Origin of the sequence: Pseudomonas sp. NMI542_15, assembly GCF_021283425.1 — a bacterium.
In the GTDB taxonomy this organism is placed as follows: Bacteria; Pseudomonadota; Gammaproteobacteria; order Pseudomonadales; family Pseudomonadaceae; genus Aquipseudomonas; species Aquipseudomonas fortuita.
In genome coordinates, this window is record NZ_JAJSRO010000012.1 from 96,908 (window position 1) to 111,578 (window position 14,671).

Annotated in this window: 22 protein-coding genes; 19 read left to right on the forward strand and 3 right to left on the reverse strand. The window is 60.9% G+C overall.

Features of this window, described 5'->3' with window-relative positions:
- Positions 1–108: 108 nt before the first annotated feature.
- The 12 genes from LU684_RS18020 to LU684_RS18075 all read left to right on the forward strand — a co-directional run bounded on the left by LU684_RS18020 (position 109) and on the right by LU684_RS18075 (position 7,708).
- Positions 109–519: a hypothetical protein gene (locus LU684_RS18020; protein WP_156858331.1), complete on the forward strand. Its 411-nt coding sequence runs from the start codon at positions 109–111 to the stop codon at positions 517–519.
- On the forward strand, positions 513–809 hold the full coding sequence (locus LU684_RS18025; protein ID WP_114941961.1) for a hypothetical protein: 297 nt from the start codon (positions 513–515) through the stop codon (positions 807–809). The genes LU684_RS18020 and LU684_RS18025 overlap by 7 nt, the downstream gene beginning before the upstream one ends.
- The gene (locus tag LU684_RS18030) at positions 806–1,534 is read left to right on the forward strand and encodes a Rha family transcriptional regulator (protein ID WP_114941962.1); all 729 of its coding nucleotides are present in this window, start codon (positions 806–808) and stop codon (positions 1,532–1,534) included. Before LU684_RS18025 ends, LU684_RS18030 begins: the two co-directional genes overlap by 4 nt.
- Positions 1,531–1,851, forward strand: coding sequence for a hypothetical protein (locus LU684_RS18035; RefSeq protein WP_114941963.1), 321 nt, complete (start codon positions 1,531–1,533; stop codon positions 1,849–1,851). Before LU684_RS18030 ends, LU684_RS18035 begins: the two co-directional genes overlap by 4 nt.
- The gene (locus tag LU684_RS18040) at positions 1,848–2,081 is read left to right on the forward strand and encodes a hypothetical protein (RefSeq protein ID WP_114941964.1); all 234 of its coding nucleotides are present in this window, start codon (positions 1,848–1,850) and stop codon (positions 2,079–2,081) included. The genes LU684_RS18035 and LU684_RS18040 overlap by 4 nt, the downstream gene beginning before the upstream one ends.
- A 4-nt stretch (positions 2,082–2,085) precedes the next feature.
- Positions 2,086–2,817 carry a helix-turn-helix domain-containing protein gene (locus LU684_RS18045; protein WP_114941965.1) on the forward strand — a complete coding sequence of 244 codons (732 nt, stop codon included), beginning with the start codon at positions 2,086–2,088 and terminating at the stop codon, positions 2,815–2,817.
- Positions 2,798–3,598, forward strand: coding sequence for an ATP-binding protein (locus tag LU684_RS18050; protein WP_114941966.1), 801 nt, complete (start codon positions 2,798–2,800; stop codon positions 3,596–3,598). Before LU684_RS18045 ends, LU684_RS18050 begins: the two co-directional genes overlap by 20 nt.
- The gene (locus LU684_RS18055; protein ID WP_114941967.1) at positions 3,595–4,986 is read left to right on the forward strand and encodes a replicative DNA helicase; all 1,392 of its coding nucleotides are present in this window, start codon (positions 3,595–3,597) and stop codon (positions 4,984–4,986) included. The genes LU684_RS18050 and LU684_RS18055 overlap by 4 nt, the downstream gene beginning before the upstream one ends.
- Positions 4,973–6,307: a tyrosine-type recombinase/integrase gene (locus tag LU684_RS18060; RefSeq protein WP_114941968.1), complete on the forward strand. Its 1,335-nt coding sequence runs from the start codon at positions 4,973–4,975 to the stop codon at positions 6,305–6,307. Before LU684_RS18055 ends, LU684_RS18060 begins: the two co-directional genes overlap by 14 nt.
- Entirely contained in the window at positions 6,300–6,587 is a 288-nt protein-coding gene (locus LU684_RS18065) for a hypothetical protein (protein ID WP_009685280.1), read from the forward strand. The genes LU684_RS18060 and LU684_RS18065 overlap by 8 nt, the downstream gene beginning before the upstream one ends.
- Complete coding sequence (locus tag LU684_RS18070) at positions 6,584–6,973, forward strand: antiterminator Q family protein (RefSeq protein ID WP_064314520.1); 390 nt, start codon at positions 6,584–6,586, stop codon at positions 6,971–6,973. The genes LU684_RS18065 and LU684_RS18070 overlap by 4 nt, the downstream gene beginning before the upstream one ends.
- A gap of 225 nt (positions 6,974–7,198) precedes the next feature.
- Entirely contained in the window at positions 7,199–7,708 is a 510-nt protein-coding gene (locus tag LU684_RS18075; RefSeq protein ID WP_012313238.1) for an acyloxyacyl hydrolase, read from the forward strand.
- Between the two features lie 320 nt (positions 7,709–8,028).
- Here the strand turns inward: LU684_RS18075 and LU684_RS18080 are convergent, their stop codons facing one another.
- Together LU684_RS18080 and LU684_RS18085 are read right to left on the reverse strand one after the other, a co-directional pair.
- Positions 8,029–8,217: an ECs_2282 family putative zinc-binding protein gene (locus tag LU684_RS18080; protein ID WP_009685283.1), complete on the reverse strand. Its 189-nt coding sequence runs from the start codon at positions 8,215–8,217 to the stop codon at positions 8,029–8,031.
- Between the two features lie 415 nt (positions 8,218–8,632).
- Complete coding sequence (locus tag LU684_RS18085; protein ID WP_009685285.1) at positions 8,633–8,866, reverse strand: DUF6555 family protein; 234 nt, start codon at positions 8,864–8,866, stop codon at positions 8,633–8,635.
- Between the two features lie 121 nt (positions 8,867–8,987).
- Here LU684_RS18085 and LU684_RS18090 point away from each other — a divergent pair, with 121 nt between their 5' ends.
- Together LU684_RS18090 and LU684_RS18095 are read left to right on the forward strand one after the other, a co-directional pair.
- On the forward strand, positions 8,988–9,359 hold the full coding sequence (locus LU684_RS18090; RefSeq protein WP_009685286.1) for a chemotaxis protein: 372 nt from the start codon (positions 8,988–8,990) through the stop codon (positions 9,357–9,359).
- On the forward strand, positions 9,359–9,676 hold the full coding sequence (locus tag LU684_RS18095) for a hypothetical protein (protein WP_012313242.1): 318 nt from the start codon (positions 9,359–9,361) through the stop codon (positions 9,674–9,676). The genes LU684_RS18090 and LU684_RS18095 overlap by 1 nt, the downstream gene beginning before the upstream one ends.
- Positions 9,677–9,741: 65 nt before the next feature.
- Here LU684_RS18095 and LU684_RS18100 read toward each other — a convergent pair whose 3' ends face one another.
- On the reverse strand, positions 9,742–9,972 hold the full coding sequence (locus LU684_RS18100) for a hypothetical protein (protein ID WP_070086692.1): 231 nt from the start codon (positions 9,970–9,972) through the stop codon (positions 9,742–9,744).
- 391 nt (positions 9,973–10,363) lie between these two features.
- Here LU684_RS18100 and LU684_RS18105 point away from each other — a divergent pair, with 391 nt between their 5' ends.
- The 5 genes from LU684_RS18105 (at position 10,364) to LU684_RS18125 (ending at position 14,665) form a co-directional block, all read left to right on the forward strand.
- The gene (locus LU684_RS18105) at positions 10,364–10,612 is read left to right on the forward strand and encodes a hypothetical protein (protein WP_156858330.1); all 249 of its coding nucleotides are present in this window, start codon (positions 10,364–10,366) and stop codon (positions 10,610–10,612) included.
- Complete coding sequence (locus LU684_RS18110) at positions 10,612–10,950, forward strand: HNH endonuclease (protein WP_009685291.1); 339 nt, start codon at positions 10,612–10,614, stop codon at positions 10,948–10,950. Before LU684_RS18105 ends, LU684_RS18110 begins: the two co-directional genes overlap by 1 nt.
- Before the next feature lie 150 nt (positions 10,951–11,100).
- Positions 11,101–11,574 carry a terminase small subunit gene (locus LU684_RS18115; protein ID WP_064314516.1) on the forward strand — a complete coding sequence of 158 codons (474 nt, stop codon included), beginning with the start codon at positions 11,101–11,103 and terminating at the stop codon, positions 11,572–11,574.
- Entirely contained in the window at positions 11,571–13,268 is a 1,698-nt protein-coding gene (locus LU684_RS18120) for a terminase large subunit (RefSeq protein WP_064314515.1), read from the forward strand. Before LU684_RS18115 ends, LU684_RS18120 begins: the two co-directional genes overlap by 4 nt.
- On the forward strand, positions 13,268–14,665 hold the full coding sequence (locus LU684_RS18125; RefSeq protein ID WP_070087083.1) for a phage portal protein: 1,398 nt from the start codon (positions 13,268–13,270) through the stop codon (positions 14,663–14,665). Before LU684_RS18120 ends, LU684_RS18125 begins: the two co-directional genes overlap by 1 nt.
- Positions 14,666–14,671 lie beyond the last annotated feature (6 nt).

Here is a 14,671-nt window from a genome sequence, read left to right on the forward strand (position 1 = left end):
TCCGGATAGTTTTCGTCGGGCAACAAAAAACCCGGCTGGCCGGCCGGGTTTCTTAACCAGTCCCCTGCAAGGGACCTTCTTGAATCTTCGTCACTTGGAGACGATTTCATGCACCCAAAAAATACCACCTCCGAAATTCCAAATCAACATTCGCCAACGTCAACTGGTTCCTGCCAGCCTTGCGGCGGTTTAGCCGCGATCTTCACCCAAGACCAGCGCGCAGTTGTAGTTGGACTGCTGATCGCTGAGCGAAACCATGCCAGTCGTTGGTGGACCTACCTCTCGGAAATGCGCCTCCACGGTCAGTTGCCTGATTGGGTGGTCGATCAGGAGGTCGGCCGGCATGTCGATTACGACCGCTGGAGTCTTCAGTGCCAGGCCACCAATCGTGAGCTGCTCGGCTTTGAAGGCCACCTCAACAGCTATGGCAGTTCCGAGCTGGCTGTTACGGACCTCGAAGAATACGCTCCACAGAAACCTACTTCGCCAGTTCGTGGCGCGGGCGGTGCAGCATGCTAATAGCGCGAACCGAATTGGTGCCGATGGCGGTTGCTGGCGAGGTAGTCCAGGACGTGACTCTCACAGCAGCGGATATCGCGCGTTTCAACGAAGCGCGCGAATCATTCAAGTTGATCAAGGCCTTGTACTGGGCGCATGTCGTGCCTTCGCTCGGCGGATTTGATAATCCAGTAGCCGGAGAACTTGAGCGTCTGTTTGAGCGCGTCGTTTTCGACACGCGAAACTTTATGTGGCCTCACCGAAACGCGGCTGCCTTCCATGATGCAAAGGATGTGGGAGGTGCTGCATGAACCTGATCACCTCCGAAGCGATCACCATGTCCTCGCAGGAGATTGCTGACCTTGTCGGCTCTCGGCATGACAGCGTGAAACGCACCATAGAAAGACTCGCCGAGAAGAGCACTATTTCCCAGCCACCGTTGGTGGCTGGACCGCGCTCTGGCAATGGAGTTGTGGTGCAAGAGTACCTGGTGAACAAGCGCGATAGCTTCGTCGTGGTAGCCCAGCTCTCCCCAGAGTTCACGGCAGCCCTTGTCGATCGCTGGCAGGAACTGGAGCAGCAAGCCGCCCGCCCGATGACCCAGGCGGAGCTGATCGCGGCCAGTGCAAACCACCTGGTGGCGATCGAGCGCAAGCAGGCGGAGCAGCAGCAGGCTCTGGCGCAGGTAGAAGACCGTACCAGCCGGCTGGAGCAGGTCCGCTATCTCGACTCTGTGCCCAGCGGTTTCGAGACCATCACAACAATCCGCGAGCGCATCAACAATCGCCACGGCCTGCCGGCCTGGGTGGTCAACGCAGTGATGCGTGAGGTTTCGGGGGCGCCACTACCGTTCGCCATGGTTCGCAGCCGCCATTCCGAAGAAGGGGGCCAGCCGTTCGCGATCTGGCCCAAGCCGGCGATCACGCGCCGATTTGACCAGTTCGTGGAGCAATGCGCGTACGTCACTTCCGAGCGTGCGATCCACCCGGAGATCCCGCAGGGGCGGTTCAAGATCAATCCGAGGGCGGCGCAATGACCGGAAACGTGATCCCTCTGTTTGGTCAGAAGCCAACTGATCCGGTAGTTATCAATGAGGCCTATTTCGAGTCCTGGACGAACGAGCAGCTTGCTTATCGCGCTTGGTATGGCTGCGACCTAGCCGAAGAAATTCTCTTTGATGACGAGTCCTGTGATGACTCCCGCGGCGATGCTCGCTTTGAAGTGCTGATGGCTCAGTACGCGCTCCGGGTCTTGGTCCGCCGCCTTACAGGCATGGTGGCAACAGATATCCGAGAGCAGGCCGCAATGTCTTTCCTGGCACGTGTTGCTGCTGATTTGGACGAGCCTCAATGAGCCGTTCCTATGCCCCGCTAGCCAATGAGGATAAGCAACCTGCTGGCGCAGCAGTGATCAGCGGCCCCTGGCCAAGCTATGCAGCTTTCCGAGGGCTCCCTGAGCGTGATCGCTGGGTGCTTTACGGATCGGCGAAGGCCTACCGCGAGGCGCTGGAGCTTCAGGGTATCGCCATGGCTGAGCCCTACGACCAGTTTGCCCAGCGGGTGACCGCTGAGTTGGAGATCTGAAGTTATGAGCATGGAATTGATGGTCAAGGCCATGAAGACCAAGGTCGGCAACCCGCTCCGTAAGTTGGTGCTGATCAAGCTGGCGGACAACGCCAGCGACCAGGGTGAGTGCTGGCCGTCGTACCAGCACGTTGCCGAGCAATGCGAGATTGATCGAAGCACGGTGCGCAAGCACATCAAGCAACTTGAGGCCCAGGGTCTGTTGCGAATCGAGAATCGAGAAGGCCCAAAAGGGAACTCCACCAACCTGTATTTCCTGACCCTCTCAGGTGTAGGCCGAAAAAGCACCCCTGTAGGCCCAGAAAGCACAGGTGTAGGCCCACAGCCTACAGGGGGTGTAGGCCCAGAAAGCACCAGAACCAGTCACTCTTCTGAACCAGTCAAAGAACCTAAACCTATGTGCACTGCGGTGGCTGATGGGTTTGAGATTTTCTGGAAGTTGTACCCGAAGAAGAAGAGCCGAAAGGACGCGTTGAAGGCCTGGAACAAGCTCAACCCGGACGCTGAGCAGCAGGCCGTGATGATCGCTGCCCTGGCCCAGCACTGTGTGACGCGTGACTGGACCAAGGACGCTGGCCAGTACATCCCGATGGCCTCCACCTGGCTCAACGGCGAGCGCTGGCACGACGTTCTGCAGCCAGCCGGCGCAACCGCCCAGGGCGGCGCATTCAACAACCTCCCGCAGCACACCGATGACATGTACCAGGAGAGCCACGATGGCCGCTCGAATTTCTGATCTGTTCCACCGTACCCCGGCCAAGCGCATCTTCTCCGGCGAGTGCCCGGTGCATGGCCGCGTCGATATGAGCGAAGTCGAGCAGCTGGACGGCTCGATGCTGGCGCGTGGCTGCAAGCGCTGCGCTTGGGAGGCCATGCATACCAGCCCCCGCGACTCGGCAGAGCGTGCCCTAGCCAATGCCCAGCACAAGGTCGAGAGAGCCAGCGAAGCGCTGATCGCTGCCGGGGTCACCCCGCGCTTTGCTGGCGCCACCTTCAATAGCTACCGCGCCGAGACGGAGTCGCAGCACAGGGCCCTGGCCAAGTGCCAAGCCTATGCCGAGCAGTTTCCAGCCAACTTCAGGGCGGGCCGCTCCCTGCTACTGACCGGCAACGTCGGCTGCGGTAAGACTCACTTGGCCAGCGCTATCGTCCGTACGGTGGTGGCCGATCAATGCCGTGCGCTGATCATCCCAGCCGGGGACATTGTGAGCATTGCCCGCGCCTCGATGGCGCCCGGATCGGGTTACACCGATCGTGACGTGGCTGTCCATCTCGGTGGCTTGGATCTGCTGGTGATTGATGAGGTCGGAGCGCAGAAGGGCAGCGAATACGAGCTGGGCCTACTGCATAGCATCATCGACCGCCGTTATCAGGCCGTGCTGCCGACAGTGGTGATCAGCAACTTGAGCGCTGACGGCCTCAAGTCCTACATCGGCGATCGCGCCCTTGACCGCTTGCGTCAGAACGGCGGGCAGCAAGTCGGGTTCACCTGGGAATCGAAGAGGGCTGCGGCATGAGGGCCCTTTACAGCGACGAGGCTGAGCACGGCGTGCTTGGCGCGGTCATTCACGCTTCGCTGCAGCAGGACGTAGGCCTGGTCGAGGACATGCTCGGCCAGATGACCTCAGCCGACTTCTATCACGCCGACAATGCGGCCCTGTTCGAGGCCATGCTGGAGTGCCGCGAGCAAGCCATGCCCATCGATCCGGTGACCTTGGGGGCGGTTCAGCGCTTGCTTCCGGGTGGCGACAACGTCATGGCCTATGCGGCTGAGCTGGCCAGCAAGGTTCCTTCGTTGGCCAACTGGAAGGCCTACGCCAGGCACGTCAAGGAATGGGGCGTGATCCGGCGCATTCTTGATGTCGCAGGCGGCGCGCAGGAAATGGTGCAGGCCGGCGCACCTACCGGCGAAGTAATCGCTGCAGCCCAGCAGGCCATGGCTGACTTGCGCGACCTCGACGGGGAGGCCAAAGGCTTCAAGCGGCTGGACACCTGGATGGGGGAAGCGGCTCGGCTGGTGGATGACAAGCTGAACGGAAACGCTCCGGCTTGGCCAGGCACTGGCTTGGAAAAACTGGATGAGTTGGTCCAGGGCATCCGCCCAAAGAAAGTAACCGTGATCGCCGGCCTGCCGGGCAGTGGCAAGACTACCTTGGCCCTGCAGATCGCCCAGCACAACGCCGTCAAGGAGCGGAAGCCGTGGCTGGTGTTCTCCATCGAAATGCCTGGCGAAGAACTGGGGCTGCGGGCTATCGCCTCGCTGGGAGGGGTGGCGCTGCACAAGCTGGATAACCCGGCCCAGATGCGCGACGACGACTGGGCGAGGATGGTGGGGTCCGTAGCGCAAGCCAAGGGCGCCCCGCTGTTCGTATGCGACGACCCTGTCCAGACCCCGACTAGCATCCGCGCCACGGCTCGGCAGTGCCAGCGTGAGCACGGCTTGGCCGGGATTGTGGTCGATTACCTGACCTTGGTGCGCAGCGAGCGTGGTGGCCGATCTCGTACCGAGGAGGTGGGAAAGATCAGCAAGGCCCTTTTGCAGCTGGCCAAGGAAATGGGCGTTCCGGTCATTGAACTGGCCCAGCTGAACCGTGACTCGACCAAGCGCCCCGGGAAGAAGCCCCAATCCAGCGACCTGCGCGACTCCGGTGAGATCGAGGCCGACGCCAGCTGCATCCTGATGGTGCACCGCGATATGGATACGGAGGAGGGCCAGAACGGGCTCACGGAGATCCTGATGACCAAGTGTCGCCATGCGCGGGTTGGCAGCTGCATCGTTCAGCAGGAAGGGCAGTATGGCCGGTTCGCCACCTACGCTGGATCGCTGCCCAGTGATGATGAGGTCGAGGCTGGGCGTGGGAGCTACGCCCAGCGCTACAAGGGGGCGGGCAATGAGCGGTTCTAAAACCCTAACCGTTACCCTCAGCGATGCAGAGATCCGCCGGCACGCTGCTGGCCAAGTCTTCCAGCTGCGCGATACTCGCCACCGGGAGCTGCGGTTCCGGTTCTCGACGGTTGACCGTTCCCGTGGTGCCTGGCACGTCGTGGTGCGCGGGCGCTGGGGTAAGGCAGGTGATTACCCGGGGATCAACACCAAGACTATGCTGGCCACGCTGCCGGCCATCCTGGCGCGCCGGGCCGCCGATGCCGACGCCAAGTCGACGACCACCAACTGGGCCACGGTGGGCGATGTGCTGGCGTGGTACCGCGACCGGATGAACCGTGACCGGGGGCTTTCGGCCAAGCGCAAGGCCAGTGCCAAATCGGCGCTGGACCGCCACCTAGTGCCGCGCCTGGGTGATCTGCTGCTGGCCGAGACCAACAAGCAGGCGATCGACCAGCGCCTGATGTGGCCGCTGCAGGAGCGCTATGCCCTGTCCTTCGTGCGTTCGGTCTACGGCGTACTTTCGGTCGCGCTCCGCCAGGCCCTGCGTCTGGACATGCTGCCGGCTAACCCCATGGCCTCATTGAAGTTCACCGACTTCGTGCGGACCCGGATCAGGCCGCGACCGGCGCGACTGCGTGGGGATGATGTGCCGGGCCTGCTGGTGGTGGTGGCCGAGCGCTTCGAGGTGGAGCCGGCGGGCTGCATGCTGGCTTTGATGATGCTGTGCCACGGTTCGCGGCTGGGCGAGACCCGGCTGGCGCGCTGGCGCAACGTCAACCTTGAAGCTGGGCGCTGGTTCATTCCGGCGGGTGACACGAAGACGAAGGCCGAGCACACGCTGCCATTGACGACCCAGGCCTGCGCACTGCTGCGCCGGTACCAGCGTTTGCAGGCCGCCCAGGGTTACACCGGCCTGCTGCTGTTTCCGGGCAGCCACGGTGCACCGCTGAGCCCGAGCAAGGCCAACACCTTGTTCACCGATCTGGCCAAGGGCGAATGGTCGAGCCACGACCTGCGCAAGGTGGCCCGCACTGCATGGACCGACCTCGGCGTGGACTACATGGTGGGCGAGCTGCTGCTGAACCACGCCATGAAGGATCTCGACGCCACCTACATCCACACCACGGCCGAAGGGCTGAAACGTCAGGCGCTGGAGGCCTGGCACAAGCACCTCGACGGGCAGGGATTCGCCGCCATTCACACCGAGACATTGCCGGGACAGAAAACCGGGCCTGTAGCCGTTGACGCCACTACCGGCGCGGGTTGCAGCACCTCACAGCATCCATCCCAAGGGAGGATGCACGACCAAGAATTCAACCCAGGAGTTGGCCATGAGTGACGCTATCGCGGTCATGCCGCGCAAGAATCTGACCCCCGTAGAGCGAGAGTTCCTGAAGAAGGGCAACCGCATGATGCTGGACAAGCCCAATGGACGCATGGGGTCGGCCGCCCTCATGGACATCGTGGCTGACTGGCACGGATCGAGAGCCGTGCAGGGCTTTGAGCAATATGCCAAGGCCTGGATCATCCAGGGCGGCGCCAAGAGCAAAGCGGCGCACCAACTCCTATGCGAGCTGTTTGGCCTGGATACCGACCCAACGCCCCGGAGGGCTGCATGAAGAAACGAACCTACGCGGACAAGGCGCTGGGCGATACCGAGTACATGCTCGAGCAGTGGGGCTGGTGGCGAATGTGTGAGATGGGAGTGCCACGTTACGTGTCGCCTCTCTACGCACTCATGCGCGACAACGTTCCCAGTGAAGGTGGCATTCGCCAGCATGTGATCACTGACGACCTTGCGCTGATCATCGACGGCGCTGTGGCCAGGCTGACGAAGCGCAATCAGCAGATGGGGGATTTCGTGTGGGCTTACTACGGATCGAAGCACCCAGCCATGCGTGTTGGGAGGGAAGCGGGCATGTCTGAGCGCAAGGCGCGGGAGATCATCAAGGCCGGCGTTGCATGGATCGACTGCGCCCTCGAAGAAATTCGAGAGGCTGCATAAATAGCTCTATGCGGGCGGATAAACACCTGTTTTCATAGCAGCGTGTCCAGCTTGCAACGTTACGCGACACAGACAAACCCCGGCCATCGTGTCGGGGTTTTGTGTTTTTGAGGGGCTTCGATTCAGGTAGCCCTCCAGAAAAAGCATTTTTCTTGTATGAGGGAACGATTTGATAGCGCTATGATTCTGATAGGTTGCTACTCAATAATATGGAAGACCGTGAGTATGAAAAACGTTCTCGCCGTTGTGGCGCTTTCCCTTTTCGCTGCGTCCGCCGGAGCGGCTGAGCTATCCGGAGCGCTTGGCGCGACAGGCCAAGGTGGTCTTACAGCGCGCGTCGGCATTGGCTTTAACTGGGACAAAAGCTGGTTTGAATCCAGTACTGGCCGTCTCACCGGTTATTGGGATGCTGGCTACACCTACTGGGAAGCAGGCGATGCTTCAGGTGGGGCTCACTCGCTGTCCTTCGCTCCTGTGTTCGTCTATGAGTTCGGCAGTGGGAATGTGAAGCCCTTCATCGAGGCGGGTATCGGCGTGGCCGTGTTCTCAGGCACTTCGGCAGGCGATCAGGATTTTGGCTCTGCTTTCAACTTCGAAGACCGTATTGGTGCGGGTCTCAAGATTGGCGAGACACAGAAAGTAGGCATCCGAGCGATTCACTACTCCAACGCTGGTATCAAGCAGCCGAACGACGGCATTGAGTCGTACTCTCTCTTCTACAGTCACCAGATTTAACCATTTTCTGCGTTGCTCCCCTTGCCCGCCCTGTGTGGGCTTTTTTATGCGGATGACACGCTCAGGCAGCTGGGCTAAGTCGGTAGTGGCGTCGATCAAAGCCGTGCGCTCCCTGATCGGCTACGCGATGAGAGTCTGGGGTACGTGACCCAGCGAGCCAGACCAACAAGCCGGGTAAGCACCGGCCCTCCGCACCCATTCCAAGCCTCGGTATCTGCCGGGGCTTTTTCGTATCTGGAGGCTGTATGGAAAAGCTACAGCTCGACGTTGAGGTTGAGGGCGCCGCTGACTTCCTGCGCCCTCTGGGCGAAACGCTCAAGTCACTTGAACAGTTTCCCGAGCTGCCGCTCCAGGTCTTTCGTGACCTTGTCACCCACAGCCTTCATGAGCTTTCCGTAAGTCTCGACAGCGCCGCACTTGCCGCAGGTGACCTTCGAGTTGTTGTTCGGCCTAGCCGGAACCTCGAACTTGTCACTGCCGCACTTGGCGCACTTGAGGGTTACCTTCATCGTTTTTCGCTCCGTGAAACGTCTTGTGTGGAAACTCGACGATAGCACGGGGCCATCTTTTCACGTATCCAAGGGCTCGCCAGTTCGACGGTCATTTTGTTTCTGGAGCACCACCTATGGCCGAGCCAAGTACCGGCGCCCTCGCAGTGACCGGCGTACTTGCCAGCGTCGGCCTGGGTGCCCCGGCATAGCTAATCATCCCCCTCAATGCGTACATCCGAGATACCCAAATCTGCGACCGCAATGCGGAGATCATCATGTGATAAGCGGCACGGCGCGCGCGCCTCAGACAAGGGGTCAGCGGGGGCATGCAGACGGAGGAGAGCGGTCAGCACATTGTCTTCGTTCGGCGTGCTAGACCAATCGCATATCCAGAATCTGGTATGGCCTTTGAGGTTGTAGTCGATGCGGTATTTCATAGGTTGCCGGACCTCCGCCATTGGACGTCAGTTATGCCGAAGCGCTCAGCAGCAGGCCGAGAGACTTTTCTGATATCCGAAGCAGTGAACTTAGGGATGACTCCAACGCCGGCTTCGCAGGCAGCCCAGTGCCAGGCCTCAGCGTTATCCATCCTCTCGGCGCGGACGATGAATTCGCGAGCTTCTCCATGGAGGTGATAAGCGACCACATAGATGTTACTGACGGGCATTTACTAGTTCCTTCTAGCGAAGCCAGATCGGCCAACATTCCTTTTAACCCCTAGGGATTCCGGGGGCAAGCATCCGGCCGGTTTAACGCCGGAGCACAATTCTCACGTACGGAGCAAGCAAATGGACCCGACCGACCTGGGCCCAGGCACAGCCACCTGGCTGGGCGGTAGTGGCATCGTTGTCACGGGCGCATTGCTATGGGTGCGCCGCTTCCTGTCCAAGGACGCTGCTGATCGCGCTATGGACAATGCCGATATCGGCACTGTCCGCCGGCTTAATGAACTGCTCGATTCCGAGCGAGAGGCCCGAAAGCTGGCCGAGGCCCGCGCCGATCAGTTCGCCAAGGAGCGCAACGAGTTGGCAGCAGCAGTTGGACGGATGGAAGGAAAGATCGAAGCGCTCACGTGTCAGGTGGGCCAGCTCACTGAGAAGGTGACCACGCAGAGCGCAGAGATCTCCCGGCTGCGTGCACAGCTTGGAGGTACAGCCTGATGGACAAATGCGCTTTGGAATTCATCGCTCGACGCTGGTGGCGACGGGCAGAGGTGTGGGTCATCGCTGTGGTGCTCATTGCAGGCGGTGCAGTTCTGGGTTGGCAGTCTGCTTATTGGTCGATGGCCAGCACTCAGTCGCACCAGGTCGACGAGATCCGGAAGGCCTACGACGCCGCAATGGCTGAACGTGACAAGCGTCTGGACGAGCTGACCAGAAAGGCCGAGAGCGCCGCGACCAAGGCGTCGAAGGCAGCCACTACCGCGACCCAGGCAGCCGACAAGGCTGATGAGGCGCTGAACCGGGTATCGCAGTAGCCGCGCCACAAATCAGACATGCGCCGTTTCGTGGCGCGAGCACGCTGATCATGCGTTCCGCCAGATTAGTGAAGCACTCGACCGAGGACCGGTTGAAGCTGATCCCTTTCGTGGATGACTCCGCGCGCTGCCTTGGTAATTACATCTTGCTGAAGCTGATTAACCTGCATGGTGAGGACACGAACGGCAGTTTGATAAACAACTGATCCGGACGCCACGGGATGCTCCTCCAGTAGGCCTTCAAGCTTCTCGGTTAACAAAACGCACCTGTCTATAAGCTCTTCGATTTCTTTCATCACGGTTTCTCCAGATCTTTCCGCTACGACCATCCGGGCGGAATGTCGTTCCGACGACCCCGCGGATGCGCCGAATTCATTGCGCGAGAGAGCTTATCGAATCATGGCCAAACAACCCTATACACCATGCAGGCTGTATGTCGACGGTGCCGACGGCATTGCAGTCAGTGATTTCTAACCACTGCTGCCGGATCTGCCTACTTGGTGCAGACGCTGCGTGTGAGCGGCACCCGGCCAGAGCGCAAGTACATGGGCTGCCTGCGCTGGCCCATCGCCGAGATACCCGCCGATGCGCGGTGCTACCAGCTGACCTGGTGCAGGAGGTGAGCAATGGCCTGTAGTGGATGCGCCGCGCGGCGCGATTGGTTCAAGAAATGGACAAAGGTGGCATATGAGCGAGCCAAATCCCTCTTCGACGGTGACTCTGGCCGAGTGCAAAGTGACGCCAGAGCAGATGGCGATGATCCAGAAGAACGAGCAGGCGTTCCTGTCGATCTTCAAGCAGATCCTGGCCGAGCAGGCCAAGACGAATGAGCTGCTGGCCAGCTTCCTCCAGGCGCTGGCAGAAGACCAGGGCCTGGAGCCGGATGCCGCGCCTCAAGCCTACCTGAGCGGCGCGCCCATTCACGGTGGCCGCTGATGGCCCGGCTCACGTCCCTCAAGCCACCGATGCAGGCGCAGCCATCAAGGCTGGCGACGGTCAACCCGGAGTCATGGCGAACGGCGAAGGGTACAGCTGCCCAGCGTGGCTATGGGTACAAGTGGCAAGTGGCGCGGGCCGAATGGCTCCAGGCCAACCCGCTGTGCGTGTACTGCCAGCGTGAGGGGCGGGTGACCGCAGGTACTGTCGTCGACCACATCGTCCCGCACAGGGGCGACATGAAGCTGTTCTGGAGCCGAAGCAACTGGCAGACCCTGTGCCGGCATTGTCACGATGTGGTGAAGGCAGCCGAGGAGGCCGCCGGCCAGATCGGTTGATGCACGTCAATGGCGTGCCTCAAATGATTGAAGCACGTCACTCCCCCCCGTTTCGAGGGGTGGGGTGGGTAGAGAGTTCATGGCTTTTCGCTTCCAGACCACCTGCCCCCGCACGCGTGAAATTTTTCCCTGTTTCAGAGGTTTTTGTTAATGGCGTTAACATCGAAAAAGCGCCGTTTTGTCGAGTCCAAGGCTGCTGGAGCCTCGAATCGCGAAGCGGCGGAAGCCGCAGGTTACGCGGCGGGCAGCGCTTCGGCTGCAGGTTCTCGGCTCGCCAAAGACCCTGACGTTGTTGCCGCCCTGGAAAAGTTAAAGGCGCCCCGAAATGTTAAGCCTGAGCCGGAGCGCGAGACCTTCGAGGCCGACCCGCCAGGTGACGAGTCGGGCGACCTGGTTGACCTACCCAACACCGATGATCCGCTCGTTTGGTTACTGGCGCTGATGAACGATCCCCAGGCCAAGATCTTTGATCGGCGCAACGCCGCCCAGTCGGCGCTCCCGTACTTTCACGGCAAGAAGTCCGGCATGGGCAAAAAGGAACAGAAGCTCGAAGAAGCGGCGAAGGTGGGAGCTAGCGGCAACCGCTTCGGGCTGCGTGAGCGCCACTTGAAGGCCGTCAAATGAAGAAGTGGTCTACCGCGTGCCCCGACTGGGAGAGCAGGATCGTCCGTGGCCAGGCACTCGTGCCGGTGGAGCCCATCTTCCCCGAGCAGGCAGAAGATGCTCTCGACGTGTTCTGCAACCTTCGAATGGTTGATGCCGACGGTAGCCCCCTGATGGGGGATACCTGCCGCAGCTGGGTGCTTGATGTTGTGGCCGCGCTCTTCGGCGCGTACGACGCCGACGCCGGCCGCAGGCTGATCACCAACTACTTCCTGATGGTGAGCAAGAAGAACGGCAAGTCGACGATCGCAGCGGGCATCATGCTCACGGCCCTGATCCTGAACACCCGGCCCTCTGGCGAGTTCCTGATCCTGGCGCCCACGAAGGAAGCGGCTGACAACGCGTTCAAGCCGATCCGGGACATGATCGATGCGGACGAAGACCTGCAGGCCAGGTTCCATGTGCAGGAATACAACCGGATCGTCACCGACAACCTGAACAAGGCAAACCTGAAGGTGGTGGCGGCCGACTCGGCCACTGTCACTGGCAAGAAAGCGACTGGTGTGTTCATCGACGAGCTCTGGGAGTTCGGCAAGCAGGCCAAGTCGGCGAAGATGCTGGTCGAGGCCACTGGCGGCCTAGCGTCACGCCCAGAGGGTTTCGTTTTCTACTGCACCACCCAGTCCGATGAGCCGCCGGCCGGCGCCTTCAAGGCCAAGCTGGACTATGCGCGCAAAGTGCGTGACGGGGAGATCGAGGACCGGCGCTTCCTGCCGGTGATCTACGAGTTCCCGAAAGAGATGATCGAGCGGAACGAACATCGTGACCTGGCAAACGCCCATGTGACAAACCCCAATTGGGGGCTTTCTGTCGATCAGGAGGTGATCGAGCAGAAGTATCAGGAGGCGCAGGCAGAGGGCGAGGGAGCAATTCGCGGCTTCTTGGCTAAACACCTCAACGTCGAGATTGGGCTGGACCTGCGGTCGGACCGCTGGGCGGGCGCTGATCATTGGGAAGCTGGAGCCGAGGCTGGCCTGACTCTGGAGAGCCTGCTGCAGCGTTCTGAAGTGGTCACGGTGGGGATCGACGGAGGCGGCCTTGACGACTTGCTCGGCCTGACTGTGCTCGGTCGCGAGCCCTTCACTCGCCAATGGCTCCACTGGGCTCACGCCTGGGCGCACAACATCGTGTTCGAGCGGCGGAAGGATATCGCCAGTGCGCTGAGGGACTTCGAGAAGGCGGGCGATCTGACCGTCGTTGATCGACCAGGTGATGACGTCCAGCAGGTGGCTGACATCATCTGCGATATCAGGGACCGCGGCCTGCTGCCGGAGAAGCTGGCAATCGGTGTGGACTCGGCCGGTATCGGCGACATCGTTGACGAGCTGACCACCCAGGAGCGCGGGATCACCATGGAGCAGATCGTGGCCATCTCGCAGGGCTGGAAGCTCAACGGCGCGATCAAGACGACCGAGCGCAAAGTGGCTGGGGGCGAACTGGTCCACTGCGGCAGCGCGCTGATGAACTGGTGTGTCGGTAATGCCCGTGTCGTTCCGCAAGGCAATGCCATCACGATTACCAAGCAGGCCAGCGGCTCGGCAAAGATCGATCCGCTGATGTCGACATTCGATGCTGTTTCGCTGATGGCGCTGAACCCGGAAGGCTCTGGTGATCTCCAGGGCTTCTTTGACAACCCGATCATGGTAGGAATCTGATGGCCGACAAGAAACCGGGCCGGGTGAAGGCTGCGCTGCAAAACTGGCTCGGGGTGCCGATAGGCCTGAAGGACGGCGCATTTTGGCAAGAATGGTTCGGCAGCTCTGCATCTGGAAAGCACGTATCAGTCGACAAGGCCATGCAGTTGTCCACGGTATGGGCATGCGTAAGGCTGCTGTCCGAGTCCGTCTCTACGCTGCCGCTCAAGCTTTTTCGGCGCCTTCCCGACGGATCACGCGAGGTTGCCAAAGACCATCCGCTGTTCCGTGTGCTGTGCCGAATCCCAAACGCCGAGATGACCCCGCAGCGCTTCATGCTGCTGGTGGTGGCGAGCATCTGCCTTCGAGGTAATGCGTTTGTCGAGAAGAAGATGATCGGCAGCCGGATCATCGCCCTGGTGCCGCTTCTCCCCCAGTCCATGAGGGTGAAACGGCAGGACAACGGGCGTCTGAAGTACACCTACAACGAGAATGGCGTGGACCGCGACATTCCCGAGAAGAACCTGATGCACATCCGCGGCTTTGGCCTGGATGGGGTGTGCGGGATGCTTCCGGTAACCACTGGGCGCGAGATCTTCGGCTCGGCGATGGCGATCGAGGAGGCCGCGGCGAAGGTGTTCGCACAGGGCATGCAGGCGTCCGGCATCCTGAGCAGCGACGCCAAGATCACACCGCAGCAGCGCGAGCAGCTTCGGGCCAGCATGCAGGCGTTCATGGGGTCGAAGAACGCCGGCAAGATCATGGTGGCGGAGGCAGGCTTCAAGTACCAGGGCATCACGATGAACCCTGAGGCCGCCCAGATGCTGGAGTCCAGGTCTTTCGGGATCGAGGAAATGTGCCGTTGGTTCCGTGTGCCGCCCTTCATGGTCGGTCACATGGACAAGCAGTCCAGCTGGGCTGCTTCGGTTGAGGCGCAAAACCTTCACTTCCTCACCAACAGCCTGCGGCCGCTACTGGTCAACATCGAGCAGGAAATCACTCGTTGCCTGATCGGCGAGGCCGATGCCGACGACTACTTCGCCGAGTTCGCGGTGGAAGGCTTGCTTCGCGCTGACAGTGCTGGCCGCGGGGCCTGGTACAACACGGCTCTGCAAAACGGTTGGATGTCTCGCAACGAGGTGCGCCGGCTTGAGAACCTGCCACCAATCCCGGGCGGCGACACATACACGGTCCAATCCGCACTGGTGCCATTGGACCAGCTCGGGAAGCCGAGCGCAGGGGTCTCGCCGGCTGCCTCGGCTTTCATGCTTCGGCTGGTCTCGGCACGCAACAACGACGACCGAGAGGCCATCAACAATGCGGTCGAACTGGCTTCCCAGGCATTGGCAACCGGAAACCCAGACGGGCCCATGATGGCCCACGCGCTGATATCGATGCCGCTGCTCAAAGCGGCCTGACCTGGA

What these genes read in the sequence shown, in the direction of transcription:
- LU684_RS18020 (WP_156858331.1), top strand. Translation starts at nt 109, where the DNA reads ATGCACCCAAAAAATACCACCTCCGAAATTCCAAATCAACATTCGCCA.
- LU684_RS18025 (WP_114941961.1), top strand. Translation starts at nt 513, where the DNA reads ATGCTAATAGCGCGAACCGAATTGGTGCCGATGGCGGTTGCTGGCGAG.
- LU684_RS18030 (WP_114941962.1), top strand. Translation starts at nt 806, where the DNA reads ATGAACCTGATCACCTCCGAAGCGATCACCATGTCCTCGCAGGAGATT.
- LU684_RS18035 (WP_114941963.1), top strand. Translation starts at nt 1,531, where the DNA reads ATGACCGGAAACGTGATCCCTCTGTTTGGTCAGAAGCCAACTGATCCG.
- LU684_RS18040 (WP_114941964.1), top strand. Translation starts at nt 1,848, where the DNA reads ATGAGCCGTTCCTATGCCCCGCTAGCCAATGAGGATAAGCAACCTGCT.
- LU684_RS18045 (WP_114941965.1), top strand. Translation starts at nt 2,086, where the DNA reads ATGAGCATGGAATTGATGGTCAAGGCCATGAAGACCAAGGTCGGCAAC.
- LU684_RS18050 (WP_114941966.1), top strand. Translation starts at nt 2,798, where the DNA reads ATGGCCGCTCGAATTTCTGATCTGTTCCACCGTACCCCGGCCAAGCGC.
- LU684_RS18055 (WP_114941967.1), top strand. Translation starts at nt 3,595, where the DNA reads ATGAGGGCCCTTTACAGCGACGAGGCTGAGCACGGCGTGCTTGGCGCG.
- LU684_RS18060 (WP_114941968.1), top strand. Translation starts at nt 4,973, where the DNA reads ATGAGCGGTTCTAAAACCCTAACCGTTACCCTCAGCGATGCAGAGATC.
- LU684_RS18065 (WP_009685280.1), top strand. Translation starts at nt 6,300, where the DNA reads ATGAGTGACGCTATCGCGGTCATGCCGCGCAAGAATCTGACCCCCGTA.
- LU684_RS18070 (WP_064314520.1), top strand. Translation starts at nt 6,584, where the DNA reads ATGAAGAAACGAACCTACGCGGACAAGGCGCTGGGCGATACCGAGTAC.
- LU684_RS18075 (WP_012313238.1), top strand. Translation starts at nt 7,199, where the DNA reads ATGAAAAACGTTCTCGCCGTTGTGGCGCTTTCCCTTTTCGCTGCGTCC.
- LU684_RS18080 (WP_009685283.1), bottom strand. Translation starts at nt 8,217, where the DNA reads ATGAAGGTAACCCTCAAGTGCGCCAAGTGCGGCAGTGACAAGTTCGAG.
- LU684_RS18085 (WP_009685285.1), bottom strand. Translation starts at nt 8,866, where the DNA reads ATGCCCGTCAGTAACATCTATGTGGTCGCTTATCACCTCCATGGAGAA.
- LU684_RS18090 (WP_009685286.1), top strand. Translation starts at nt 8,988, where the DNA reads ATGGACCCGACCGACCTGGGCCCAGGCACAGCCACCTGGCTGGGCGGT.
- LU684_RS18095 (WP_012313242.1), top strand. Translation starts at nt 9,359, where the DNA reads ATGGACAAATGCGCTTTGGAATTCATCGCTCGACGCTGGTGGCGACGG.
- LU684_RS18100 (WP_070086692.1), bottom strand. Translation starts at nt 9,972, where the DNA reads ATGAAAGAAATCGAAGAGCTTATAGACAGGTGCGTTTTGTTAACCGAG.
- LU684_RS18105 (WP_156858330.1), top strand. Translation starts at nt 10,364, where the DNA reads ATGAGCGAGCCAAATCCCTCTTCGACGGTGACTCTGGCCGAGTGCAAA.
- LU684_RS18110 (WP_009685291.1), top strand. Translation starts at nt 10,612, where the DNA reads ATGGCCCGGCTCACGTCCCTCAAGCCACCGATGCAGGCGCAGCCATCA.
- LU684_RS18115 (WP_064314516.1), top strand. Translation starts at nt 11,101, where the DNA reads ATGGCGTTAACATCGAAAAAGCGCCGTTTTGTCGAGTCCAAGGCTGCT.
- LU684_RS18120 (WP_064314515.1), top strand. Translation starts at nt 11,571, where the DNA reads ATGAAGAAGTGGTCTACCGCGTGCCCCGACTGGGAGAGCAGGATCGTC.
- LU684_RS18125 (WP_070087083.1), top strand. Translation starts at nt 13,268, where the DNA reads ATGGCCGACAAGAAACCGGGCCGGGTGAAGGCTGCGCTGCAAAACTGG.